Genomic DNA, 24,189 nt, shown 5'->3' with positions numbered 1-24,189 from the left:
TTACTGCGTCCCGGCCGTCGCTTCGCCCAACAGCTTTTGAATGGTCGCCTGGTCGGCTTCGACCGGCTTGACCACTTCGCCTTCCTTCACCAGCTCCTGGCCGGCGACGATGATGCGGGCGTCGGCCGGAATGCCGCCGAGCACCAGGCCGGTCGGCGTGTCGTCGACCAGGTCGATCGGGAAGAACACGACCTTGTCGTCCTTGTCGACGGCGCGAATGCCGAGATCGCCCTTGTCGCCGAGCGTCACCACCGAGCGCGGCAGCATGACGGCGTCGGTCGGCTGGGCGCTGAGCGCAATTTCTGCCGTCATGCCGGCCGGTACGGAACCATCGGCGTTGGGGATGGCGACTTCGACGCGGAAGGTACGGGTTGCCGAAGATGCATCGCGGCTGATGTAGCGCACCGTGCCCTCGACATTCTGGCCGCTGACCAGACGCACATCGGCCTTGTCGCCGATCTTCAGATAGCCGAGATCGCGTTCGCTGACTTCGCCGCGGGCGATCACCGGATCGAGCTTCAGAATGGTCGCCACTTCGCCGCCCTGCATGACGGAACTGCCAAGCTCCACTGGCACCCGGTCGATGACGCCGTCGAAGGGCGCCTTCACCTCGTTGCGGTCGAGCTCGGCTTGCACGGCCTCCAGTTGCGACTTGGCCAGCGTCAGGTTGGAGCGGGCCGTGTCGAGCTGCAGCTTGGGCAGATTGCCGGTTTTCATCAGCCGCAGGGCAGCTGCCAGCTCTGCCTCACGTTGCACGACAAGCTGCTTGGCGTTGTCGACCGCCGAGATTTTTTCCTCGGCGGCAAGCATCAGGATCAGGTCGCCGGTCTTGACATGCTGACCCTGCTTGACCGGCAGCTTGTCGATGACGCCGGCGACGCGTGTCGCCAGGACGGCGCGCTTGTCGGCTTCGGTCAGTCCGGAAATGCGGATAGCGCGTGCATAGGTGCGCCGCGGCGGGGTTATGATCGCGACCGTGCGTAACGGCGCCTTGGGCTGTTCCGCCTCGGCAGTCCCCGGCTTGGCAGCCCCCTGTTTGCCAGTTTGGGGCTTGCCTGCGTCGGCTGCCTTGGGCTGCTCGACCTCTCCTGCCTTGGGCTTGTTGTCGGCGGACGCGCTGCCGACGGACGAGAACTCGCCTGTCGCCATCCAGCCAGCGAACCCGATGAGCACAACAATGGCTGCAAGCTTGTGAAACCTGAATTTCGGCATCGTCATTTTTTCCAGTGCGCGGGGTTCGGCCAGGCCGCATCTTCTACTTGGGGCGCGTCGCCGATATGGGTGCGCGCGAGGCCGTATTCAAATTGCCGTGATCGGCGAAGCGCGCTTCTACCTCAAAGTTGCATCGCAATATAGTCAGAAAAGTTGATGGATTGTTGCTTTGTCCGCAAAGATGCGGCCGCAGCATCGGCTGTTGATTGCCAAAACAGCGGCATGGCAGCAAGTGTCAGGATGATTGGACAGATTGCGAATGCCATCTGCTTTCCGAAGCAGCTAGGCCGGACGGCGGGCGGCCTCGGGCTGCTTGCGCGCCGCAAGAAATTCCTTGACCCGCCGGCCCGGCGCCGGCCCGCGCACCGGCTTCAAGCCGTCGTCGAGTTCGCCGGACAGATCGATCGTCGGCCGCTTGCCGACGGCGTCATAATTTTCTTCCAGCCAATCACTGGCTGCGGTGCGGCCGAGGTCGCGCAGATAGGCAAGGAACGCCCATTCGGCATTGACCTTGGACGATGCCGACAGATCCTTGAACGCTTCGTCGGCATCGATGCGGTGCATGCGGATGTCGCGATATTCGCCGTGCGGCAATCGGCCGGCGGCGATCAGTTCCTTGACGAAGGCGATCGAGCGGAATTCGCGCAACAGCCCGGCATTGAAGGTGATCTCGTCGATGCGGTTCTGGATCTCATTGGCGCTCTTCGGCGTTCCCTCGCGGACCACCGGATTGATCTGCACCAAAAGCACGTCCTCGGTGGCCGCCGTCTTGAAGAACGGGAACAGTGCCGGGTTGCCGCCATAACCGCCATCCCAATAGGGCACGCCCTTGATCTCGACGGCACGGAACAATTGCGGCAAGCAGGCCGACGCCATCACTGTGTCGAGGTCGATCTCGCCGTCCGAGAAGACCCGCAACTGGCCGGTCTCGACATTGGTAGCGGAAATGAACAGTTCAATCGACTTGCAGGCGCGCACATTGTCGAAATCGATCTCACGTTCGACCACGTCGCGCAGCGGATTGATTGCGAGCGGATTGGCGACATAGGGCGAAAATACCCGAGACATCGTATCGAACAGGAAATAGCCGGGCGTGTTCTCGATCGACCAATTGCCCCAGGCGACGTCCCAGGGCATGCGCTGTACCGGGCTGAAGCGGCCCTTTGCCGCCACCGCACGCCAGAAATCGTCGAGCTTCCGCCGCGCGCCCTCGACACCGCCGCGGACAAAGCCGTCGGCCAGTGCCACGGCATTCATGGCGCCGGCGCTGGTGCCCGAAACCGCCGTTATGTCGAGGCGCCCGTCCTCGAGCAGCCGATCGAGCACGCCCCAGGAAAACGCCCCGTGCGAGCCGCCGCCTTGCAGCGCGACATTGATCTTCTTTGGCTCTTCCGCCTCGCCATTTTTCGGCATGGCGTGGCCCTTGACCGCTGGAAGGCTCACTGAGCGGTCCAGCCGCCGTCGACAGAGATGTGCGTGCCGTTGATCTGCGCCGCCGCATCCGAGCATAGGAACACCGCGGCCGCCGCAACCTGCTCGACGGTGACGAACTCCTTGGTAGGCTGCCTGTCGAGCATGACCTCACGGACCACCGTCTCGCGGTCCATCTTGTTGGCCTTCATCTGGTCGGGGATCTGCGCCTCGACCAGCGGCGTCAGCACATAGCCCGGACAAATGGCATTACAGGTGATCTTGTCGCGCGCCAGCTCCAGGGCGACAGTCTTGGTCAAGCCCATAATGCCATGCTTGGCCGAGACATAGGCCGACTTGAACGGCGAAGCGACAAGGCCGTGGGCCGAGGCGACGTTGACGATCCGGCCGCCACCGGCCTGTTTCATCAACGGGATGGCGGCTGCGATGGTGTGGAAGGCCGATGACAGGTTGATGGCGATGATCGCATCCCATTTCTCGATCGGGAAGCTTTCGACCGGCGCGACATGCTGGATGCCGGCGTTGTTGACCAGGATGTCGACCGAGCCGAATGCCTCGGCTGCCTTCGCCACCAAAGCCCGGCACTCGGCCGGCTTCGACATGTCGGCCTTGACGTAGACGGTCTTCACCTCGTGGTGCTTCGCGATCGCGTCGGCGATGGCGTGATCGTCGGCGGTGTCGGAAAAGGAATTGACGACAACGTTGCAGCCTTCGGCCGCGAGCGCGTGGGCAATGGCCAGGCCGATGCCCGAGGTGGAACCGGTGACGATGGCGGTTTTTCTGGCGGTCAAGGCGGCTTTATTCCTTTCGAGGCGGGCTCCCGTGGAACCATGCTGCACTGCAACATATAGGCTCTCTGTCACCCAAGAACAGCGGATGTGTGGAGCAATGACATGAAATTTTTGTCATGTAGACCGCTCTCGTCCCCTAAGAGAGGTCGTTGCCTCGTTTCGCAAAGCATGCGCTGAAAGCTCGTCAGGCGACGAGGTCCGGCACCGTCCCGATATAGCGCGACTGCGGCCGGATCAGCCGTCCGCTCGTTTGCTGCTCGCGCGCATGGGCAATCCAGCCGGCGACGCGCCCGGCAGCAAAGACGTTGGTGAACGCCTCTTTCGGAAAGCTCGCCGCTTCCAGCAGGAGCGCTGTGAAGAACTCGACATTGGTCTGGAGCGAGCGCGACGGCTTGGCGATGCGAAGCACTTCGAGCGCCGCTTGCTCCACGCTTTCGGCAAAGGCCAGCCGGTGGCCGCTTTCGCCCCTGGCGCCGAGCTGGCGCACCACCGCTTTCAGCACGTCGGCACGCGGATCGCGCACGCGATAGATGCGATGGCCGAAGCCCATGATGCGGCGGCCGCGCGCGATCTCGCCACGCAGCCAGCCGGCGGCGTCGCCATGCGCCTCGATCGCATCCAGCATCTCAATCACCGGACCTGGCGCGCCGCCATGCAGCGGCCCCTTGAGCGCTCCGAGCCCGGCCAGCACCGCCGAAGTAAGCCCGGCCTGCGTCGAGGCGACCACGCGCGTGGCGAAAGTCGATGCGTTGAGGCCGTGGTCGCTAACCGTCACGAGATAGGCATCGAGCGCCTTCGCCAATTTAGGCGAGGCCGCAATGCCGGTCAGCATCCGCAGCATGTCGGCGGCATGATCGGCCTTGCTATCGGGCGCAATCGGGCTGTCGCCGCGCTGCAGGCGCAGCAAGGCCGGCGTCAGCACGGCAGGTGCCGCAACCAGCCGCAGCGCGTCCGGCAATTTGTCGCCGTCCGGCAGCAGGGCAATGCCGGCGCGCATTGCGCTGTAGATATCGAGGGATGCGAGAAACGGCAGCAAGGGTTTGATCTGCTCGAACACTTCGCTGCGCGCCCGACCGATCGCGTTCGCCAGCTCCTTGTCGCCGGGAAGATCGTCGAAAAAGCCGTCGAACAGCAGATGAACCACCTCGGCGTATTTCCAGTGGCCTGCCAGTTCGGGCAACGAATGGCCCCGGATGGTCAGGCGGCCACCAAGACCGTCAACATCGGAGAGCACCGTTTCCGCCGCCACCACATCATCGAGCCCATTCGCCATTGGTTTTCTCCTTGACCCTTTCCGGGTGGAAGATAAGGGTTGGTGACTCGACCATCAATCTTGATCAACTGAATCAATATGCCAAGGCTGACATGACGGAGTGGCTGACGCGGGACGAAGCCCTGGAGCGTCTCAAGGTGCGCGCCCAGACCCTCTATGCCTATGTCAGCCGCGGACGCATCGGCGTGCGGCCGGACCGGGCGGATCCACGCCGCAGCCAGTATCGCGCCGACGACATCGCGGCGCTGGCGAGCCGCCGGGCTCGTGGCCGAAATCCCCAGGCAATCGCCGAAAGTGCAATTGCCTGGGGTGAGCCGGCGATCGCCACCACGATCTCGACCGTTTTGCATGGCCGCCTTGTCTATCGCGGCCAGGATGCGGTTGCTCTCTGCGAGGCTGCCACGCTGGAGCAGACGGCAAACCTGCTTTGGGCATCTGACGCACCAGTGTCGTTCGTCTCGGCGAGCCGCCATGGCAACGGCGCAACTGGCCGGCCGGCTGCCTTCGCGGAATTGGCCGCGTTGGCGGCCAACGGCCGGCCTTCGCTCGGCCGAAGATCGGCTTCGCTCAACCACGATGCGGCCGGCGCCATCGCCGCTTTGGCGCAGGCGCTCGGCGCGATTCCCGGAACTGGTGCCGCGCACGAAAGGTTGGCGCGGGGATGGTCGCTCGATGCGGCCGGCGCAGACTTGATCCGCCGCTCACTGGTGCTGTTGGCCGATCACGAATTGAACGCATCGACCTTCGCCGCACTGGTCGCCGCGTCCACCGGCGCACCTGTTTCGGCCTGCCTGCTTGCCGGCCTCGCCACGCTCTCCGGGCCGCGTCATGGCGGCGCCGCGGAGGCGGTCATGATGCTGGCGGAAGATGCGCAGAGATTGGGGCCGGATGCGGCTGTCGGACGCTGGCTCGGTCACGACAGGCCGCTGCCCGGATTTGGCCATCCGCTTTATCCCGACGGCGATCCGCGTGCGGAACCGTTGCTGGCCGCGATAGATGTCGATGATGGGCTGTTACGGCTTTGCGATGCGGCCTTTGCGGCAACGGGCATGCGCCCGAACGTCGATTTCGCTTTGGCCGCGCTGACGCGCGGTCTCCGTTTGCCGTCCGATGCGCCGTTCCGCTTGTTCGCGCTCGGCCGCAGCGTCGGCTGGGCCGCGCATGCCGTGGAGCAGGTGACGAGCAACGGCCTGATCCGGCCACGCGCCCGCTACCAGGGACCGCTGCCGGAGCAGCTCTAGTCTAGCCGCGCTGCTTGCGAAGTCTCAGCGGCACCTGAAGGAAGTTCCGACGCTGCACTTCGCCAGCCGGCAGTCAGGACATCGTGTCGAGCTTGCGCTGCATCGCGGCGATCTGCTCCTTCAGCTCCTGGAGGTCGTCGGGTTTTTCCGGTGTTTCCTTCCTGGCCGGTTCGGCCGGCGCCGCTGCCGGCGCCGAGCCCGCGGGCGGGAACGGCGTGAACAGCCGCATGGCGTTCTGGAACATTTCCATGTTACGCCGCGTCTGCTCCTCCAGCACCTTGATTGGTGTCGCGATCTTCATCATGTCCATCGGCGACTTGCCGAGGGCATCTTTCATCTGCTCGCGAAAGCGCTCCTGCTCCTTCGAGAAGGCCAGCATCGACTGCTCGAGAAAGCTCGGCACGATCATCTGCATCTGGTCGCCATAATAGGCGATGAGCTGACGCAGGAACGGGATCGGCAGCATGTTCTGCCCGTCCTTGTTCTCCAGCTCGAAGATGATCTGGGTCAGTACCGGATGCGTGATGTCGTCACCGGTCTTGGCGTCCTGGACAGTAAAGTCCTCGCCTCTTTTGACCATTTCAGCGAGATCCTCGAGCGTCACATAGGTGCTGGTGCCCGTATTGTAGAGACGGCGATTGGCATATTTCTTGATAACAATAGGTTCGTCTTTTGCGGCCATCTGCATCCTCCCCGGACACCGGGCAGCTTAAGTAAGCCGCCGGTAACGATTGCGCCTTTTTAAAGGATATGCGCAAAAGCGCCATGAATCCAAGCAGTTTGTGCAGTGCGGGAACATTTTATGCTGCGCAGCACGGACGGGCCGCCGTCGGAGCGACGGGCGGCATGCTTGCGGGAGTGGGACGCCATGCCCATTTCGGGTTTGACTCGGGTTGTGGAAAGGGCAAGAAAAGTCCCCGACGGCACCCGAAATCGTTCCCCGAAAGCCTGGAGAAGAACATGTCCGCTTCCAACGCCATCGTTGTCGCCAGTGCAGCGCGCACGCCCGTCGGCTCCTTCAACGGCGCCTTCGCCAACACCCCAGCCCATGAATTGGGTGCCGTCGCCGCCAGGGAAGCGCTGGTCCGTGCCGGCGTCGACGGCAAGGAGGTGGACGAGGTCATCCTCGGCCAGATCCTGACCGCGGCTCAAGGGCAGAACCCGGCGCGGCAGGCGGCAATGGCTGCCGGGGTACCGCAGGAGGCGACCTCCTGGGGCCTGAACCAGCTCTGCGGCTCCGGCTTGCGCGCCATCGCGCTCGGCATGCAGCAGATCGCCCAGGGCGACGCGAGGATCATCGTTGCCGGCGGCCAGGAATCGATGTCGATGGCTCCGCATGCACAGCATCTGCGCGGTGGCGTCAAGATGGGCGATTTCAAGCTGATCGACACCATGATCAAGGACGGCCTGACCGATGCCTTCTATGGCTATCATATGGGCAACACCGCTGAGAACGTCGCCCGCCAGTTCCAGATCACCCGCGACGACCAGGACCAGTTCGCACTAGCTTCCCAGAACAAGGCCGAGGCCGCGCAGAAAGCCGGGAAATTCAAGGACGAGATCGTTGCCTTTACAGTCAAGGGCAGGAAGGGCGACACCGTAGTCGACCAGGATGAATACATCCGCCACGGCGCGACAATCGATGCCATGACCAAGCTCAAGCCCGCCTTCGACAAGGAAGGCACGGTGACTGCTGCCAATGCTTCCGGCATCAACGACGGCGCCGCCGCCGTGGTGCTGATGACCGAAGCGGAAGCCGCAAGGCGCGGCATCACACCGCTGGTGCGTATCGTTTCCTGGGCGACCGCCGGTGTCGACCCGCAGATCATGGGGACGGGACCGATCCCCTCCTCGCGCAAGGCGCTGGCCAAGGCCGGCTGGTCGGTTGGCGACCTCGATCTGGTCGAAGCCAACGAGGCCTTTGCCGCGCAGGCCTGCGCCGTCAACAAGGACATGGGCTGGGATCCGGCCATCGTCAACGTCAATGGCGGCGCCATCGCCATCGGCCATCCGGTCGGCGCCTCGGGCGCCCGCATCTTCAACACGCTGGTCTACGAGATGCGCCGCAGAAGTGCCAAGAAAGGCCTTGCCACGCTGTGCATCGGCGGCGGCATGGGTGTTGCCATGTGCGTGGAAGCATTGTGATGAGATAAGCGATACGAATAGGATGCTGGCGCAAAGCGAGTAGGGAAAGAGGGCAAACCCCACCGCTTCAACGCTCAGTCATCTGCATTTCCCGGGAGGACATATGACAAAGGTTGCAATCGTCACAGGCGGGTCGCGCGGCATCGGCGCGGCGATATCGGTCGCCTTGAAAAGCGCCGGCTATTCGGTCGCCGCAAACTACGCCGGCAATGAAGAAGCGGCGGCAAAGTTCAAGGCCGCGACCGGCATCCCGGTCTATAGATGGTCCGTCGCCGACTACGAGGCCTGCGCCGCCGGCATCAAACAGATCGAAGCCGATCTCGGTCCCGTCGCGGTGCTGGTCAACAATGCCGGCATCACTCGCGACGCGATGTTCCACAAGATGACGCGCGAGCAATGGAAAGAGGTCCTCGACACCAACCTTTCCGGCGTCTTCAACATGACGCATCCATTGTGGGGCGGCATGCGCGACCGCAAGTTCGGTCGCATCATCACCATCTCCTCGATCAACGGCCAGAAAGGCCAGGTCGGCCAGGTCAATTATTCGGCCTCGAAGGCCGGCGATATCGGCTTCACCAAGGCACTGGCCCAGGAAGGCGCGCGCGCCGGCATCACCGTCAACGTCATTTGCCCCGGCTACATCGCCACCGAGATGGTCAAGGCAATGGACGAGAAGGTCCTCAACGAGCGGGTCATCCCGCACATCCCGGTCGGCCGTCTCGGCGAGCCGGAGGAAATCGCGCGCTGCGTCGTCTTCCTCGCTTCCGACGATGCCGGTTTCATCACCGGCTCGACCATATCAGCCAATGGCGGCCAGTACGTCGCCTGATCGTTTGTCTTTACGTTGAGACAGATCCGCGCTTGGACGAACGGGCCTGCAAAACGGCCCGTTTCTATAGCGGTCTTCCCGTTGCAAGATCTCGATGCAGCACGCTGCCCCAATCCGGCACGCAAAGGTTAACGGCAAACTCGCAGCTTGTGCAAAAGCCGCCCGGCAGCCTGTGGATTCTCGGTGGAAAAGCTGTTCACAACACAACATGTTGCGGTGAACAAACCAAGAAACTTCGGCTATCTCTGATTCGTCGCCGATTCGTTCCGGCTTTGAGCGGAACGTTAACGGCGAGAGCTGAAAACACCCTCGAAATGATTAAAGCGCGTTAGGAAACATCAATAATTTCATAACGTTGTGCGAAGCAGATTGGCCGGCCACGACCATTCACCGGCAAAGGTTAACCGCAGTGCTCGCTTGGATGCCGCTTGCATAAATCGGGCCAGTTTCCGTGATTCAGCATGTGGTGAGATACGCCGACAGAAAACCCAGATGTAGCCGTGAACAAACCCTGAATCAGCGCGAGTCAGTGATTCGTCGCTGATTCGTTCCAGACTCGTTCCAACTGTTAATCGGGAACAGATTTTCTGGCTTCGAACCAACCAATCGGCCTGCCCTCGGCATATTCCGCTTTCGCTTCGCGCCCGAAATCCCTATGTGTCGCCTGTCATACGCGGCCAATATGGGCGCGCTCCCGACAATGCGAGGCAGAGAGCCTTATTTCCAGGCCGATGAACATCCATCCGAAACACACTGAACCGCTGATCCTGTCGGGTCGAGACGTGACGGCCGTGCTCGGCCCGACCAACACCGGCAAGACCCATCTCGCCATCGAACGCATGGTGGCGCATGAAAGCGGCGTCATCGGCCTGCCGCTCAGGCTGCTTGCCCGCGAAGTCTATACGCGCGTCTGCGAGAAGGTCGGCGCCCATAAGGTGGCGCTCATCACCGGCGAGGAAAAGATCCAGCCGGCGGGCGCGAAATACTCGGTCTGCACCGTGGAAGCGATGCCGCGCGAGACCGACGCCGCCTTCGTTGCCATCGACGAGGTCCAGCTCGCCGGCGATCTCGAACGCGGACACATCTTCACCGATCGCATCCTGCATCTGCGCGGCCGGCAGGAGACGCTGCTGCTGGGCGCGGCCACCATGCACGGCATCCTGCAGCGCCTGCTGCGGGGCGTGTCGGTGGTGACCCGGCCACGCCTATCGCATCTTGCCTATGCCGGCTCGAAGAAGCTGACCCGCCTGCCGCGGCGCACCGCGATCGTCGCCTTCTCGGCCGACGAGGTCTATGCCATCGCCGAGCTGATCCGCCGCCAGCAGGGCGGTGCCGCCGTCGTGCTCGGCGCGCTCAGCCCGCGCACCCGCAACGCCCAGGTGGCGCTGTTCCAGTCGGGCGACGTCGACTACCTCGTCGCCACCGACGCCATCGGCATGGGCCTCAACCTCGACCTCGACCACGTCGCCTTCGCCCAGAACCGCAAATTCGACGGCTACCAGTACCGCAACCTGACGGCGGCCGAGCTCGGCCAGATTGCCGGCCGCGCTGGCCGGCATCTGCGCGACGGCACCTTCGGCGTCACCGGCCAGGTCGATCCGCTGGATGATGAACTGGTCAACAAAATCGAGGCGCATGATTTCGACCCGGTGAAAGTACTGCAGTGGCGCACCGCGCATTTCGATTTCGCCAACCTCGATGCGCTGAAGCGGTCGATTGAGACCAACGCCCCGGTCGAAGGCCTGACGCGCGCGCTGCCGGCAGTAGACGCACAGGCGCTCGAGCATCTGTCGCGCGACGAGGACGTCCGGGCACTCACCACCGATGCCAGGCGCGTGGCGCTGCTGTGGGAAGCCTGCGCGCTGCCCGACTACAGGAAGATCGCGCCGGCCCAGCACGCCGACTTGATTGCCTCCATTTACATGGACCTTGCCAGGCATGGCCATGTCGACGAGAACTACATGGCCGAGCAGGTGCGCCGTGCCGACACCACCGAAGGCGACATCGACACGTTATCGCACAGGATTGCCCAGATCCGCACATGGACCTTCGTTTCCAACAGGCCCGGCTGGCTGGCCGATCGGGCACACTGGCAGGAAAAGACGCGCGAAATCGAAGACAGATTGTCCGATGCGCTGCATGAGCGGTTGACGAAACGTTTTGTAGACCGCAGGACTTCCGTCCTCATGCGGCGCCTTAGAGAAAACACGATGCCTGAAGCCGAAATCAGCCCAACCGGAACCGTCCTCGTCGAAGGCCATCACGTCGGCGAGTTGCAAGGTTTCCGCTTCACCGCCGACCAGAGCGCCGGCGGCGAAGACGCCAAGGCGGTGCGGGCGGCGGCGCAGAAGGCGCTTGCCGCCGAGTTCGAGGCGCGGGCCGAGCGCTTCGGCGCCTCGGCCAATGGCGACATCGCGCTGGGTTCGGATGGCACGCTGCGCTGGATCGGCGCCCCGATCGGCACGCTGGTCGCCGGCGAAGACGCTTTGAAGCCGCGTCTGGTTCTGCTGGCCGACGAGCAACTCACCGGCCCGGCCCGCGACAAGGTTGCGGCGCGCGCCGAGCGCTTCGTCAATTTCCAGATCGAATCCCTGCTGAAGCCGCTGGTCGATCTCAAGAATGCCGAGCAGATCACCGGCATCGGCCGCGGCATCGCTTTCCAGCTTGTCGAGCATTTCGGCCTCATCAACCGTCGCGACATCGCCGACGAGATGAAGTCGCTCGACCAGGAAGGCCGCGCGGCGCTTCGCCGTCTCGGAGTGCGCTTCGGCGCCTACCATGTCTTCGTGCCGGCGCTGATCAAACCGGCGCCGGCCGGGCTGATAACGCTGCTGTGGGCGCTGAGAAACGACGGCAAGGACAAGCCCGGTTTCGGCGATGTCGTTCACGCACTGGCCTCCGGCCGCACCTCGGTGGTCATCGATCCGACCTTCGACAAGACCTTCTACAAGCTTGCCGGCTACCGCAATCTTGGCCGGCGTGCTGTACGCGTCGATATTCTCGAACGGCTGGCCGACCTGATCCGGCCGGCGACCAACTGGAAGCCGGGCCTCGGTCCTCGCCCCGACGGCGCCTATGACGGCCAGTCCTTCATGGTGACGCCGCCGATGATGTCGATTCTCGGCGCCACCGCCGACGACATGGAAGAAATCCTGAAGGGACTCGGCTATCGCGCCGATGCCAAACCGGCGGCCGAGGTCAAGGCGCGGCTCGAAGCACAGGATAATGCCGCGCGTGACGCGGCCGCTGCAAAGCAGGCGGCGGAAGAGGCTGCGCGAGTCGAGCAGGCGAGGATGGCGGAAGCATCTGCCGCGGCAGAGCCGCCGGCGGAGGCTTCGGAACCTGTGTCGGATGCGGCTCCTGTTGCGGAGGCGGCGGCCGAAGCTGTGACCGAAGCGACGGCAGAGCCTGTCGCGGAAGCTCCAGCCCCTGAAGCTGCGGCAGAAGTCACGCAAGAGACCCGGCCCGCCGCGGAGGCGACTGCTGAAGCGCCTGCGGAACCGGCGGCCGAGCCAACGGCGGAACCTGGGGCGGAAACTGAGGCTGCGGCACCGGCAGAACCGCCGGTTTCCGACACTACGGAAGCATCGCCGGCCGAACCTGCAGCGACGGCAGGAGCCGTCGCCGGCGAAGCTGCTCCAGAAGCCGAGGAGCCAAAACCCATCCTGTTATGGCGGCAGGGTCGTTTCGACCAGCGCCCGCGTCATCGCCAGCATGACAACCGCCCCCGGGACAATCATCGGGACAATCGCGCGCGCAATGGTCAAGCTGCGCCGGACAGCCGCAGCGATGCGCCGGTAGATGCCGGCGGGCAACCGACGCCGGGCGACCGGCCCGCCCGTCAGGGGCGCCACGACCAGCGCGACGGCGCCGGCAAGCCGCGCTTCGATCGCAGCAAGTTCAAGCCCAGGCCGCAAGGCGACGCGGCAGATCAGCGCGCCGGCAAGCCGCAAGGTGAACGCCCGGACCGGCGCGAAAACCGGCCCGACTGGAAGGCTGGCCGGCAGGACGGCAAAGGCGGCGCCCAAGGCGCAAAGCCGGCGTTCCAGCCAAAGCCGCGTGAGGAACGCCCGGTCCGCTTCGATCCGGACTCGCCCTTCGCCAAGCTCGCCGCGTTGCGCGACCAGCTGAAGAAGTAAGCTGCTCGTCCAATGGTCACTGATGCCCGCCAGCGCATCGACAAGTGGCTGTTCTTCTCGCGCGCGGTAAAATCGCGCACGCTGGCAGCCAAGCTGGTCGTCGCCGGACGCGTCCGCATCAATCGCGACAAAGCAGCGCAGGCCTCCGATACGGTCCGGCCGGGCGACGTTTTGACCATCACGCTGGAGCGGCGGATCTTCGTCTGGAAAGTCCTTGGCACCGGCGTACGGCGTGGCCCGGCCGAAGAGGCCCGCCTGCTCTACGAGGACATGTCGCTGCCCCCCGCGCCCAAGGGCGAGGCGCTTCCGGATGCGGTGCCGCCGTTGCGCGAGGCCGGCAGCGGTCGCCCGACGAAGAAGGAACGCCGCCAGACCGACCACCTGCTCGGCGACGATTGAGCAAGGTCGAACGCCCGCTTTGCCGGCCTTCCGGAATTCCATTCCGGAAACCGCGGCACCGCTGGCAGGGGCCGCCCTTGCCACCGGCGGACAAAGGCGTTACCTCACCAAAAAAGCCCAACAAAATGGGACGTCCCGGAGCCGACCAATGACCTACGTCGTGACCGACAATTGCATAAAATGCAAATACATGGACTGCATCGAGGTCTGTCCGGTCGACTGCTTCTACGAAGGTGAGAACATGCTCGTCATCCACCCGGACGAGTGCATCGATTGCGGTGTCTGCGAACCGGAATGCCCGGCCGACGCGATCAAGCCCGACACCGAGTCGGGCCTCGACAAATGGCTGCAGATCAACACCGAATATGCCGACAAATGGCCCAACATCACCGCCAAGAAGGAGCCGCCGGCCGACGCTAAGAATTTCGATGGCGAAACTGGCAAGTTCGAGAAATATTTCTCCCCCGAGCCCGGCGAAGGCGACTGACGAGCCTGCCGGCTGCGGCGGCCTGACGCCGCGTAACAGCCGTGATACATTAACCGCCTTGACAGGCGGCGACGGCGCGTGGCCTTCGCGCGTGCAGCAAAACCTTGATTCTTCCGACTTTTTGTGTTATATCAACCAAACATGCCGGTGACACAACGTCGATTTATGGCGCAAACGCCCCAAATCACTGAAAGGTGAATTTCTCAATCCGGACCAGAGCGATCTGGGGCAGGCGGTCGCAATGTTGCGATTTGCCGGTCCTGGCCTTTCCGGTGAGTTCATCGTTGTGTGGCTGAGGACCGGTCACCCCGGTCGCACGAGTTCGGGCCGGCACGATGCCGGTACCACAACAAGGAGTTCAGGGCGTAATGGCAACGATCACCCCGCAGAAGAAGTCCACCGCAGCGCGCCACGGTTTCAAGACCGGCGAGTACATCGTTTATCCGGCGCATGGTGTCGGCCAGATCGTCTCGATCGACGAGCAGGAAGTCGCGGGCCACAAGCTGGAGCTGTTCGTCATCGACTTCCAGAAGGACAAGATGCGCCTCAAGGTGCCGGTCGCCAAGGCGACCTCGATCGGCATGCGCAAGCTGTCGGAAGAGGATTATGTCGAGCGCGCGCTGAAGGTCGTGCAGGGCCGCGCCCGCGTCAAGCGCACCATGTGGTCACGCCGTGCCCAGGAATATGATGCCAAGATCAACTCCGGCGATCTGATCTCGATCTCGGAAGTGGTGCGCGACCTTTACCGCGCCGATAACCAGCCGGAGCAGTCCTATTCCGAGCGCCAGCTCTACGAGGCGGCCCTCGACCGCATGGCCCGCGAGATCGCGGCCGTCAACCGCATGTCGGAGACCGAAGCGGTCCGCCTCATCGAGGTGAACCTCAACAAGGGCCCGAAGCGCGGCGCCAAGGCCGACAACGAGGAAGCCGAGCAGGAAGAAGCTGCCTGAGCCTTTTCGCCCAGGAAACATGGAAAACCCGGCCTCGCGCCGGGTTTTTTTGTCTTAGCTGACCGGCGACGGGCATATCTAACCTTCGCCGCCCTCCCTTTCCGCCTCGTGCTTCAGCGTGGCGATGAACCGCTTGGTCCGCTGGCGTTCCGGGTTGCTGAACAGCACCGCGGCCGGGCCTTGTTCGACGATGTTGCCGGCATCGAGGAACACCACTTCCCGCGCGATCTTGGAGGCGAGCCGCAGGTCATGCGTCGCCATCACCATGGTCGTGCCCTCGCTGGCGAGCTTGCCGAGCACGTCAACCACCTCCTGCGCCAGTTCCGGATCGAGTGCCGAGGTCGGCTCGTCGCAGAGCAGGACCTTCGGCGAAGGCGCCAGCGCCCGGGCAATCGCCACGCGCTGCTGCTGGCCGCCCGACAGGGTCGCCGGCCAGGCATCGGCCTTGTGCGCCATGCCGACTTTTTCGAGCAGGGCCAGCGCCCGTTCGCGCGCCCTCTCCTTGGGCCATTTCAGCACCGTCACCAGCCCCTCCATGATGTTCTCGATCGCAGTGCGATGCGGAAACAGCTGGAAATTCTGGAACACCATGCCGGTCTGCAGCCGCAGCCGCTGGATATCCCTGGTCGAGACCCTGCCGCCGGGATGGAATTCGAGTGCATCGTCGCCGATCCGTACCGTGCCTGAAGTCGGCAGCTCGAGCAGGTTGATGCAGCGCAAAAGCGTGCTCTTCCCTCCGCCCGACGGCCCGACAAGCGCCGTAACGCTGCCTTCCTCGATCGTGACGGTGACGCCCTTCAGCACCAAATTGTCGCCGAAACGCTTTTCGATGTTGGTGAGGCCGATCATGCGCGCGCCTCCAGGAAGCCGCCATAACGGTTGAGCCGCGTTTCCAGCCGCGCCTGCAAGGCCGACAGCACGGAGCTCATGACCAGATAGAGGGCCGCTGCCTCGACATAGAGGATCAGCGGCTCATAGGTGGTGGCGACGATGCGCTGCGCTGCCTGGAACATCTCCGGCACAGTGATGGCGGCGGCGAGCGAAGTGTCCTTGACCAGCGAGATGAAGGTGTTGGACAGCGGCGGCACGGCGACGCGGCCCGCCTGTGGAAGAATGGTGCGCCGCATTGCCTGGGCCCAGGTCATGCCGATCGAATAGGCCGCTTCCCACTGGCCCTTGGGCACCGAACCGATGACGGCGCGGATGATTTCCGACGAATAAGCACCGATGTTCAAGGTGAAGCCGATCAGTGCCGCTGGAAAGGCGTCGAGCAGGATGCCGACCGATGGCAGGCCGTAGAAGATAAGGAACAGTTGCACGAGAAGCGGCGTGCCGCGGAATATCCAGACGTAGAAGCGGACCACGGCGACCAGCGGTTTGGGACCGAACAGCCGGACAAGCGCTACAACCAGGCCTAGGACAAGACCGAATGCAAACGACAGCAGCGTCAACGGCACGGTGAAGATCAGTGCAGCCCACAGCAGCGTAGGCAGGGATTCCAGCATCAATTGCAGCCAGTGCGGCACGAAGGCTCCTCCTTGCCAGATTGCCGTCGCTCATATCACGCGAAAGCGGCGGGCCGTCGAAAGACAGCTCGCCGCGATACGAACGACGCGGGCCGGCATTCGGCCCACACGAGAAAGCCGTTTTACTTCGAAACGTCCTGGCCGAAATAGGTGTCGGCGATTTTCTTGTAGGTGCCGTCGGCCTTGATGTCGGCCAGCGCCTTATTGATGGCGGCCACCAGTTCCGGATCGCCCTTGCGCACGATGACGCCGGAATAGTCGGCGTTTTCTTCCTGGGCGGCAATCTTCACATTGGCGTCGGGCTTGTGCTTCTTGAAGTCGAGGAAGGACAGGCTGTCGTTGATGGTGGCGTCGGCGCGGCCGGTAAGAAGCAGCTGGATCGACTGGTCGAAGCCGTCGGTGCCGACGAGTTCGGCGCCGTTGGTTTCAGCCAGCTTGCCGAAGTTCGAAGTCAACGACTGCGCCGCCTTCTTGCCCTTGAGATCGGCGAAACCCTTGATGTCGGTGTTGTCGCCGCGCACGATCAGCACTGCCTTGGAGGCGATGTAAGGATCGGAGAAATCATATTTAGCCTTGCGCGCCTCGGTGATGCCGACCTCGTTGATGACGGCATCGTAGCGGTTGGCGTCGAGACCGGCGATCAGCCCGTCCCATTTGCCTTCGAGGAACTGGGCCTTGACGCCGAGGCGCTCGGCGATGGCCCGCGCGATCTCGACGTCGAAGCCGACCAGCGCGCCGGAAGCATCATGATAGGTGAAGGGCGCATAGGTTCCTTCCGTGCCGACTTTGAAGACGCCGGCCTGCTTGATCTGGTCGAGATTGGCGCCGGCATGACTGGCGGCGACGGCCAGAACCTGCAGCGTTCCGGCGATAATGAGCGATTTGAGCCATTTCATTTTTCTGTGATCCCGTCCTTGGCCGATGTCCGGCGTCATTGCGAGTGCCGGAAAATGACAGATGCGCGATGCCAGAATAAGAAACTAAATTTCAAAAATCTCGCGCCCTTGAAATCCAATTCTCAACCAGCATCTCCCGGCGCCATCCGGCTGAGTCAAGGCCGGTGGCGAATCGCCTGGAACAGCACAATCGACATGACAGTCCGGGGGAACATTCCCCCGCATGGCACGTTCTTCGCTGTTGTAGGGCGCGGCGCCGCCATTTCAACCATCGGCGCCAACTCACGATTCGATTGCACCGCAACGCCTGGAGCAGGAGCGCGGCATGATGGAAGACAGTGCAGGACGGACCATGGTTCGCGCGGCGATGAAAGCCCCTTATCTGGAACGTGACGAAGAGCATCTCCTGGCGCTGCGCTGGAAGGAAAACAATGACCAGCACGCGCTGCACCGCATCACCGTCGCGCATATGCGGTTGGTCATTTCCATGGCGTCGCGGTTTCGCCACTACGGCCTTCCGCTGGGCGACCTGATCCAGGAAGGCCATGTCGGGCTGCTGGAGGCAGCGGCCCGTTTCGAGCCCGAGCGCGAGGTGCGGTTCTCGACCTACGCGACTTGGTGGATTCGCGCCTCGATGCAGGACTATATCCTGCGCAACTGGTCGATCGTGCGCGGCGGCACTAGCTCGGCGCAAAAGGCGCTATTCTTCAACCTGCGGCGCCTGCGCGCCCGCCTGGCAAACGGCGCCGAGCAGATGTCGAATGCCACGCTCTACCGCGAAGTGTCGGCGGCTCTCGGGGTATCGGAGGCCGATGTGGCGATGATGGATTCCCGCCTTTCGGCGCCGGACAGCTCGCTCAACACGCCGCTAGCCGACGATGCGGGCGCAACCGAGCGGATGGAGTTCCTGGTTTCGGATGACCCGCTGCCCGATGAGGTCGTCGGCGATACGATCGACGTCGAACGCCGCTCGGTGTGGCTGAAGACGGCACTCGGCGCTCTCAATGCGCGCGAGCTCAGGATTATCGAGGAACGCCGGCTGAGCGACGAGGGCGCGACGCTCGAAGCGCTCGGCGAGACCCTCGGCATCTCCAAGGAACGTGTCCGGCAGATCGAGGCGCGCGCCATGGAAAAGCTCAAGGCGGCGCTGGTAAAGCAGAATCCGGAATTTCTCGCAGCCTGAATCGCGTCGGCTGCTATTTGTCGGTGACGATCTTGACCTTGTCGCCGGCCGAAACCGCGGCACCCGGCGACAGCGCGTTGAGCACCCTGAACAAATCCAGCTTGCGGTCGACGCCGACCATCTGTGCGGCCAGGGAGCCCATTGTCTGGCCCGGCTGCACCGTGACGATGCGGATACGCAGCGGCTTCAACGCCGCCTTCTCGGCAGCACTCAGGATGCGGAACGAGCCGCTGACCGAGCGCGCCACCGTGCTCAGCGAGGTGCTGGCCGACGGTGCAGCAGTCAGCAAGCGGTAGACCTGGCCGCCGGCGCGGATCACCGCAATGTCGAATTGCCAGCCATCGGCGCCGGCATGCGCGGTTGCCGCTTCGTTGCCGTTGATCGTCTCCTGGCGCACGCTGCTGTCGTCGAGGCCGGCAACCCAACCGCTGCGGATGTAGTCGGTCAGCGAGCGGTTCTTGTCGATCGAAACGCCGTCGAAGCGGATCGCCATGTCGCCCGGGCCGGTCGCCGTCACCGCCGCCGCCGAATTGTCGATGACGAAACCGTTGGGCACCGAGAACGACACACCGAGGCCAGGGTGCAGGAAGGTTTCGCCGCGCACGTAGCCTTCCTCCGGCGTGTCGCCGTAAAGCAGCCCGTCTACGCCGGCAAGAAATGAATCGCGGTCGCGCGACCCGACACCAGGCGCGCCGAACTGGCGGGCGTGGCGCTGCGCGAGATCGATACGCTGCGGCGTGTTGGGGTGCGTCGCCAGGAAGTCGAGGCTGGCGTCGGTGGCGCCGCTGATCGAGCGAAAATCGGTATAGGCCGACATCGACTGCAGGAAGCGGCCGGCGGCGTAGGGGTCGAAACCGGCTTCGCCGATTGACTTGATGCCGATGGCATCGGCCTCCAGCTCCTGATTGCGCGAGAACTGGGCCAGCCTCAGCTTGCCGCGGATCAGCGCCGCCTTGGCCGTCGGGTTGTCGCCGAGCACGTCCGAAACGACCTTGGTCGCCAACCCCTCTTCGGCTTCCAGCTGCTGGCGCTGCAGGCCGTGGTTGGCCGTAACGTGGCCCATCTCATGCGCGATGACGGCGGCCAGCTCGGCGGAATCGTTGGCCAGCGCCAGCAGCCCGCGGGTGATGTAGAGATAGCCGCCCGGCAGCGCGAAGGCATTGACGTTGGGCGAGTTGAGGATGGTGATGCGGTAGGTCTGGGTTGGGTTGGCCGACACCACGGTCAGTCTGCCGACGATCTTGGCCACCATGCGCTCGAGCTTGGGGTCGGAATACTCGCCGCCATAGGTGGCGAGGATGCGCGGGTGCTGCGCCTTCGCCAGTTGAGCGAGCTTGCCGTTGGCGGCGACATTGTCGACCGTGATCGGCTTGTCTGAGGGCTGAAAGCCTGATTCCTGCACGTCGGGAGGCGTGAACATCTGGCAGCTTGCCAGCGCCACGGCAAGACCGGCCAGCGCCAGAAAGCGCGCCAGCGGTTTCACCCTCCGATTGTCGATGCCGGTCGGCAGATCGGCTTCCTTTCAAGTCCTGGCACGTGACCGCGAAAATCGGGCGCGATTTCCGGAAAGCATCACGCGCAAATCAAGTGCTACGGCGTCCTTCGTGCGTCCGACAGATACGAGGCAGCAAGGGCAAATCACGGCCTAGGCCGGACCAGCTCCTGGCGGACCTAGCCACACTACCTCGACCATGGCAAGCAAGCGCCGCTTCGCCTTCCGCCGGTTTGACCATAAATTATGTCCGCTTCCGGGCAACATCTCGTGATCCAGCCGCAAACGGACCCGAGCCGATATAGCGTCGGAATGCCTCCGGTCCAGCCCCGACGAAAAAATCGGCCGCGGTGCCCGTCGCGGCAACCGTGCCACCATCCAGGAAAACCATGTTTTGGCCGATACGGCGCGCATCGTCCGGCTGGTGCGTGACGAATAAGACCGTCATGCGCTGCTCCGAATGGACGTCGGCCACCAGGTCGAGCATGTCGTCGCGCAGTGCCGGTCCGAGCGAAGCGAACGGCTCGTCGAGCAACAGCACCGGCCGGTCGCGCACCAGGACCCGGGCGAGCGCGACGCGCTGCCGCTCGCCGCCGGAGAGTTCGCGCGGCAGCCGGCTTTCCTTGCCGGCAAGGCCGACGCGCTTCAGCGCTGCGGCGATTGCGGCGCGGTCAGCCTCGCTCAGCCTGAGCGAAGGCGAGCGGCCGAGCCCGACATTCTGCTCGAGGGACAGATGGGCAAACAGGTTGTTTTCCTGGAACACCATCGATACCGGCCGCGCTGATGGCGGCGCAGTGCTGACGTCGGCGCCGCCGATCAGCACGCGGCCCGACCGCGGCGTCTCGAAGCCGGCCACCAGATTGAGCAGCGTCGACTTTCCCGAACCGCTCGGCCCCATGATGGCGGTGATTTCCGACGCCGGGAAATCGACATCGAATATAAGCGGCGTTTCACCATAGCTGAACGAGACATTATCGAGCCGCACGGCCGCGCCTTTTTCCACCGAAATGGACCGTTCCGGGCTGATCGGCATCATGATTTCTCCCTCCTTCCCAGCCAGTCCGCGGCCAACACCAGCGCCAGGCAGACAAGGCCGAGCAGCAGCGCCAGGCCGGCGGCATCCTCGGTGCGGTAACTGCCCATGCGCGCCAGCAGCAGATAGGGCAAGGTCTGCACGGAATCGCTGCCGAACAGCGCAATGACGCCGAGATCGCCGAGCGACAGCGCCATGGCGAACGCGAAGCCGGTGGCGAGCGGCCGCCGCAGCGACGGCCAGTCGACCAGCCGCAACCGGTTCCAGCCCGAGATGCCAAGCTGTGCGCAGAGCCGTTCGTGGCGTTCGCTCGCCGCGTCATAGGCAGGGCGGATGGCGCGGATGGCGAACGGCATCGCCATCACTGCATTGACCGCAACGACCATGACAGGGGCGATCGCAAAGACATCGCCGACGGTGCGCAGGAGCAAGAACCAGCCGGCACCGATGACGATGGGCGGCACCACCAGGACGAACCCCGCACCGGTGTCGGCCAGGTGTTCGAGCAGCGTCCTCCTGCCGCTCCGCCGGGTGAGCGCCAGCGCCCGGCGCGCCATCACCAGCGACAGCGACAACGCCACAGAGAGCAGCGCCGACAGGAGGGAGAGCACGGCACTGGTCGCCGTCGCTTGCCGCACCGCGCTCTCGCCGGCCAGGCGGCCGAGATCGGCGCCAAGCCCGGCTGCCAGCGTGGCCGCCATCGGCCCGGCGACAAACAGCAGTGCGAGCCCGATCGCCAGCGCGTTCAGCACGGTCTCGGCCGCACCGGCTGAAAAATACCGGCGCGGCGCCACCGGCAGATTGGCGTCGCCGGTCATATTGGCGCCAAGCCGCGTCAAGGCCAGCACGACGACGAAGGTCAGGGCAATCTGCAGCAAGGTCAGCGTCACCGCCCGCGCCGGGTCGAAGTCGAAACGCAGCGCCTGGTAGATGGCAACCTCCAGCGTCGTCGCGCGCGGCCCGCCGCCGAGCGTAAGCACGATGGTGAAGGAGGTGATGCACAGCATGAAAACGAGCCCGGCAACGCCCGGCAGGGCCGCACGCAACGGCGGCCATTCGATCAGCCGGAAGGCCGGCGCAGCCCCCATGCCAAGCTGGCTCGCCAGCCGCCATTGGTTAGCCGGCACGGTCTGCAACGCCTCCAGGAACAGCCGCGTCGCCAGCGGCAGGTTGAAGAAGACATGCGCAACGAGTATGCCCGACAGGCCATAGATGCCGGGCCAGCTCTGGCCGCCTAGCGCGCCGAGCGTGCCGGCAAAATAGCCGGCGCGGCCATAGAGCGCCAAGACACCGAGTGCGGCAACAATGGCCGGCAGCGCCAGTGGCACGGCGAAAAGCTGGAGGATGAAGCCTCGCCCGAAAAAACGTGGATGCCGCGACAGGGCGCGCGCGATGAACAGCGCCGGTGCAACGGAGAGCAGGGTCGACAGCAGAGCCTGCCAGAGCGTGAAACGGACGACGCGCAAGAGATAGGAATCGAAAGCGGCGGCGGCGCCGGACAGGTCGCGTGTGGCTTCGACGACGAGCCCGGCGAATGCCCCGCCGATCAGCAGCGCGACGGCGGCGAGCGCGACGATGCCGGCAGTGACGCGGGGATCGGCCGGATGACGCGTACGCATGTCGTGCTACCCGACACTACGACAGGTGTTGATCGAAGGAAATACCTGACAATGGCCGAGCCCACCCCTCTCTGGCCTGCCGGCCATCTCCCCCTCAAGGGGGGAGATTGCGCACTCAGCCGCCTTCGCCAATCTCACAAGTGGCAGGACGAGGAGAGGCGACAAAGCTGCCGATCTCCCCCTTGAGGGCAGGGCTATCGCATTTGGATTCTTACGAAGTTGGACCCCCACCCTAACCCTCCCCACAAGGGGGAGGGAACGCTGCCGCATGCCCTTACTTCCCCTTTTGGCGCCGAAAGGCAGACAATTTGCCGAGGTCAGTGCCAACGGAAGTCTCCCTCCCCCTTGTGGGGAGGGGTTAGGGGTGGGGGTACGTCGTAGAGCGAAAGCCTCGGCGTTCCATCTGCGATAGCCGTGCCCTTGAGGGGGAGATGGCCGGCAGGCCAGAGGGGGGTGGCTTGGCGCAAACATCCGACGAGGCTTGAGCCCTACCTGCTCATCGCCGCAAGCCACTCATCGACCCAGGCCTTGCGGTTGGCCGCGACGTCTTCCGGGCTGAACAGCAGGGTCTTGGTCGGCTTGACCAGCTTGTCGAACGCCGGGTTGAGCGGCTTGTCGGTTTTGCCGGCCGGGAACATCCAATTGGTTTCGGGAATGACATCCTGGAATTTCGGTCCGGTCATGAAGGCAATGAACTTTTCCGCCAGCGGGTTCTTCGCGCCCTTGGTGGTGATCCCCGCAACCTCGATCTGCAGATATTCGCCCTCCTCGAAGGACGCCGCCTGGTAGCGCTCGGTGTTTTCGGCGACCATGTGGTAGGCCGGCGAGGTGGTGTAGGACAGCACCATCGGCGCCTCGCCCTTGGTGAACAGGCCGTAGGCCTCGCTCCAGCCCGGCGTTACCGTCAGCACCTTCGCCTTGAGTTTGGCCCAGGCTTCCGGCGCCTTGTCGCCATAGACCGATTTGACCCACAGCAGCAGGCCAAGGCCCGGCGTCGAGGTGCGCGGATCCTGGATGACGATCTTCTCTCCGGCATCGCCCTCGACCAATTCCCTGAGGCTCTTCGGCGGGCTCTTCAGTTTTTCGGTATCGTAGACGACGGCGAAATAGCCATAGTCGAACGGCACGAAAATATCGTCGCTCCAGCCGCCCGGCACATTGACGCCCGAGACGGCGCCGTGCGGCGAAAACAGGCCGGTTGCCTTGGCGTCGGCGGTTAAGTTGGTATCGAGGCCAAGTACGATATCGGCCTTGGTCGCGGCGCCTTCCAGCTTCACACGGTTGAGCAGCGCCACGCCGTCGGCGACCGAGACGAATTCGACGACGCAACTGCATTCGGCCTCGAAGGCCTTCTTCACTGCCGGTCCCGGACCCCAATCGGCGGTGAAGCTTTCATAGGTATAGACCGTCAGTCTATCCTGTGCCGATGCCTGCCCCGGCAGGGCGAGCGCGGATGCCGCAAGCAGGACAATTGAGACAAGAGAGTGGAAAAAACTGCGCATCGGCGCCTCCTTCGTTCGCGTTGAAAGGAATTGAGGCGTCG

Annotated in this window: 21 protein-coding genes; 8 read left to right on the top strand and 13 right to left on the bottom strand. The window is 64.0% G+C overall.

The window, feature by feature from the left end:
* The 5 genes from NKH30_RS07975 to NKH30_RS07955 form a co-directional block, all read right to left on the bottom strand.
* A complete protein-coding gene (locus NKH30_RS07975; RefSeq protein ID WP_352613440.1) occupies positions 1–1,212 on the bottom strand; it encodes an efflux RND transporter periplasmic adaptor subunit in 1,212 nt (403 codons plus the stop codon).
* Positions 1,213–1,334: 122 nt separating this feature from the next.
* Positions 1,335–1,478, bottom strand: a complete 144-nt coding sequence (locus NKH30_RS07970) for a hypothetical protein (RefSeq protein ID WP_352452504.1) — start codon at positions 1,476–1,478, stop codon at positions 1,335–1,337.
* Between the two features lie 16 nt (positions 1,479–1,494).
* Positions 1,495–2,625, bottom strand: coding sequence for a patatin-like phospholipase family protein (locus NKH30_RS07965; RefSeq protein ID WP_352994895.1), 1,131 nt, complete (start codon positions 2,623–2,625; stop codon positions 1,495–1,497).
* A 26-nt stretch (positions 2,626–2,651) separates the two neighbouring features.
* Positions 2,652–3,434, bottom strand: coding sequence for a 3-hydroxybutyrate dehydrogenase (locus tag NKH30_RS07960; protein WP_352489286.1), 783 nt, complete (start codon positions 3,432–3,434; stop codon positions 2,652–2,654).
* 184 nt (positions 3,435–3,618) lie between these two features.
* Positions 3,619–4,707, bottom strand: a complete 1,089-nt coding sequence (locus NKH30_RS07955) for a citrate synthase/methylcitrate synthase (protein WP_352994810.1) — start codon at positions 4,705–4,707, stop codon at positions 3,619–3,621.
* A gap of 92 nt (positions 4,708–4,799) precedes the next feature.
* Between NKH30_RS07955 and NKH30_RS07950 the strand changes: the two genes are divergently transcribed.
* The gene (locus NKH30_RS07950; protein WP_352994807.1) at positions 4,800–5,948 is read left to right on the top strand and encodes a citrate/2-methylcitrate synthase; all 1,149 of its coding nucleotides are present in this window, start codon (positions 4,800–4,802) and stop codon (positions 5,946–5,948) included.
* 73 nt (positions 5,949–6,021) lie between these two features.
* Here NKH30_RS07950 and phaR read toward each other — a convergent pair whose 3' ends face one another.
* Positions 6,022–6,630 (bottom strand): polyhydroxyalkanoate synthesis repressor PhaR, encoded by a 609-nt coding sequence (gene phaR / locus NKH30_RS07945; protein WP_023678449.1) that lies wholly within the window; start codon positions 6,628–6,630, stop codon positions 6,022–6,024.
* A gap of 278 nt (positions 6,631–6,908) precedes the next feature.
* Between phaR and NKH30_RS07940 the strand changes: the two genes are divergently transcribed.
* The 6 genes from NKH30_RS07940 to NKH30_RS07915 all read left to right on the top strand — a co-directional run bounded on the left by NKH30_RS07940 (position 6,909) and on the right by NKH30_RS07915 (position 14,897).
* Positions 6,909–8,093, top strand: coding sequence for an acetyl-CoA C-acetyltransferase (locus NKH30_RS07940; RefSeq protein ID WP_352994804.1), 1,185 nt, complete (start codon positions 6,909–6,911; stop codon positions 8,091–8,093).
* Between the two features lie 103 nt (positions 8,094–8,196).
* Positions 8,197–8,922 carry an acetoacetyl-CoA reductase gene (phbB, locus tag NKH30_RS07935; protein WP_352994802.1) on the top strand — a complete coding sequence of 242 codons (726 nt, stop codon included), beginning with the start codon at positions 8,197–8,199 and terminating at the stop codon, positions 8,920–8,922.
* 731 nt (positions 8,923–9,653) lie between these two features.
* Positions 9,654–13,061 carry a helicase-related protein gene (locus NKH30_RS07930; protein WP_352452510.1) on the top strand — a complete coding sequence of 1,136 codons (3,408 nt, stop codon included), beginning with the start codon at positions 9,654–9,656 and terminating at the stop codon, positions 13,059–13,061.
* A gap of 12 nt (positions 13,062–13,073) precedes the next feature.
* Positions 13,074–13,460 carry an RNA-binding S4 domain-containing protein gene (locus NKH30_RS07925; RefSeq protein WP_352994800.1) on the top strand — a complete coding sequence of 129 codons (387 nt, stop codon included), beginning with the start codon at positions 13,074–13,076 and terminating at the stop codon, positions 13,458–13,460.
* 148 nt (positions 13,461–13,608) lie between these two features.
* Complete coding sequence (gene fdxA / locus NKH30_RS07920) at positions 13,609–13,947, top strand: ferredoxin FdxA (protein WP_352452512.1); 339 nt, start codon at positions 13,609–13,611, stop codon at positions 13,945–13,947.
* Positions 13,948–14,315: 368 nt separating this feature from the next.
* Complete coding sequence (locus tag NKH30_RS07915; RefSeq protein ID WP_006327799.1) at positions 14,316–14,897, top strand: CarD family transcriptional regulator; 582 nt, start codon at positions 14,316–14,318, stop codon at positions 14,895–14,897.
* A gap of 78 nt (positions 14,898–14,975) precedes the next feature.
* Here NKH30_RS07915 and NKH30_RS07910 read toward each other — a convergent pair whose 3' ends face one another.
* The 3 genes from NKH30_RS07910 to NKH30_RS07900 all read right to left on the bottom strand — a co-directional run bounded on the left by NKH30_RS07910 (position 14,976) and on the right by NKH30_RS07900 (position 17,319).
* Positions 14,976–15,746, bottom strand: a complete 771-nt coding sequence (locus NKH30_RS07910) for an amino acid ABC transporter ATP-binding protein (protein WP_352452513.1) — start codon at positions 15,744–15,746, stop codon at positions 14,976–14,978.
* Positions 15,743–16,423 (bottom strand): ABC transporter permease subunit, encoded by a 681-nt coding sequence (locus NKH30_RS07905; protein ID WP_023721020.1) that lies wholly within the window; start codon positions 16,421–16,423, stop codon positions 15,743–15,745. Before NKH30_RS07905 ends, NKH30_RS07910 begins: the two co-directional genes overlap by 4 nt.
* 122 nt (positions 16,424–16,545) lie before the next feature.
* Positions 16,546–17,319: an amino acid ABC transporter substrate-binding protein gene (locus NKH30_RS07900; RefSeq protein ID WP_352452514.1), complete on the bottom strand. Its 774-nt coding sequence runs from the start codon at positions 17,317–17,319 to the stop codon at positions 16,546–16,548.
* 325 nt (positions 17,320–17,644) lie between these two features.
* Here NKH30_RS07900 and NKH30_RS07895 point away from each other — a divergent pair, with 325 nt between their 5' ends.
* Positions 17,645–18,502, top strand: a complete 858-nt coding sequence (locus NKH30_RS07895; RefSeq protein ID WP_023680558.1) for an RNA polymerase factor sigma-32 — start codon at positions 17,645–17,647, stop codon at positions 18,500–18,502.
* A 13-nt stretch (positions 18,503–18,515) separates the two neighbouring features.
* Here the strand turns inward: NKH30_RS07895 and NKH30_RS07890 are convergent, their stop codons facing one another.
* The 4 genes from NKH30_RS07890 to thiB form a co-directional block, all read right to left on the bottom strand.
* On the bottom strand, positions 18,516–19,985 hold the full coding sequence (locus NKH30_RS07890) for a M48 family metalloprotease (protein WP_023680559.1): 1,470 nt from the start codon (positions 19,983–19,985) through the stop codon (positions 18,516–18,518).
* Between the two features lie 253 nt (positions 19,986–20,238).
* Positions 20,239–21,030, bottom strand: coding sequence for a thiamine ABC transporter ATP-binding protein (thiQ, locus tag NKH30_RS07885; RefSeq protein ID WP_352613421.1), 792 nt, complete (start codon positions 21,028–21,030; stop codon positions 20,239–20,241).
* Positions 21,027–22,646 carry a thiamine/thiamine pyrophosphate ABC transporter permease gene (thiP, locus tag NKH30_RS07880; protein WP_352925944.1) on the bottom strand — a complete coding sequence of 540 codons (1,620 nt, stop codon included), beginning with the start codon at positions 22,644–22,646 and terminating at the stop codon, positions 21,027–21,029. The genes thiQ and thiP overlap by 4 nt, the downstream gene beginning before the upstream one ends.
* Positions 22,647–23,134: 488 nt before the next feature.
* Positions 23,135–24,148: a thiamine ABC transporter substrate binding subunit gene (gene thiB / locus NKH30_RS07875; RefSeq protein WP_352683378.1), complete on the bottom strand. Its 1,014-nt coding sequence runs from the start codon at positions 24,146–24,148 to the stop codon at positions 23,135–23,137.
* Positions 24,149–24,189 lie beyond the last annotated feature (41 nt).

Source organism: Mesorhizobium sp. M1273, assembly GCF_040318195.1.
In the GTDB taxonomy this organism is placed as follows: domain Bacteria; phylum Pseudomonadota; class Alphaproteobacteria; order Rhizobiales; family Rhizobiaceae; genus Mesorhizobium.
This window is presented reverse-complemented; position numbering and strand designations above follow the sequence as displayed.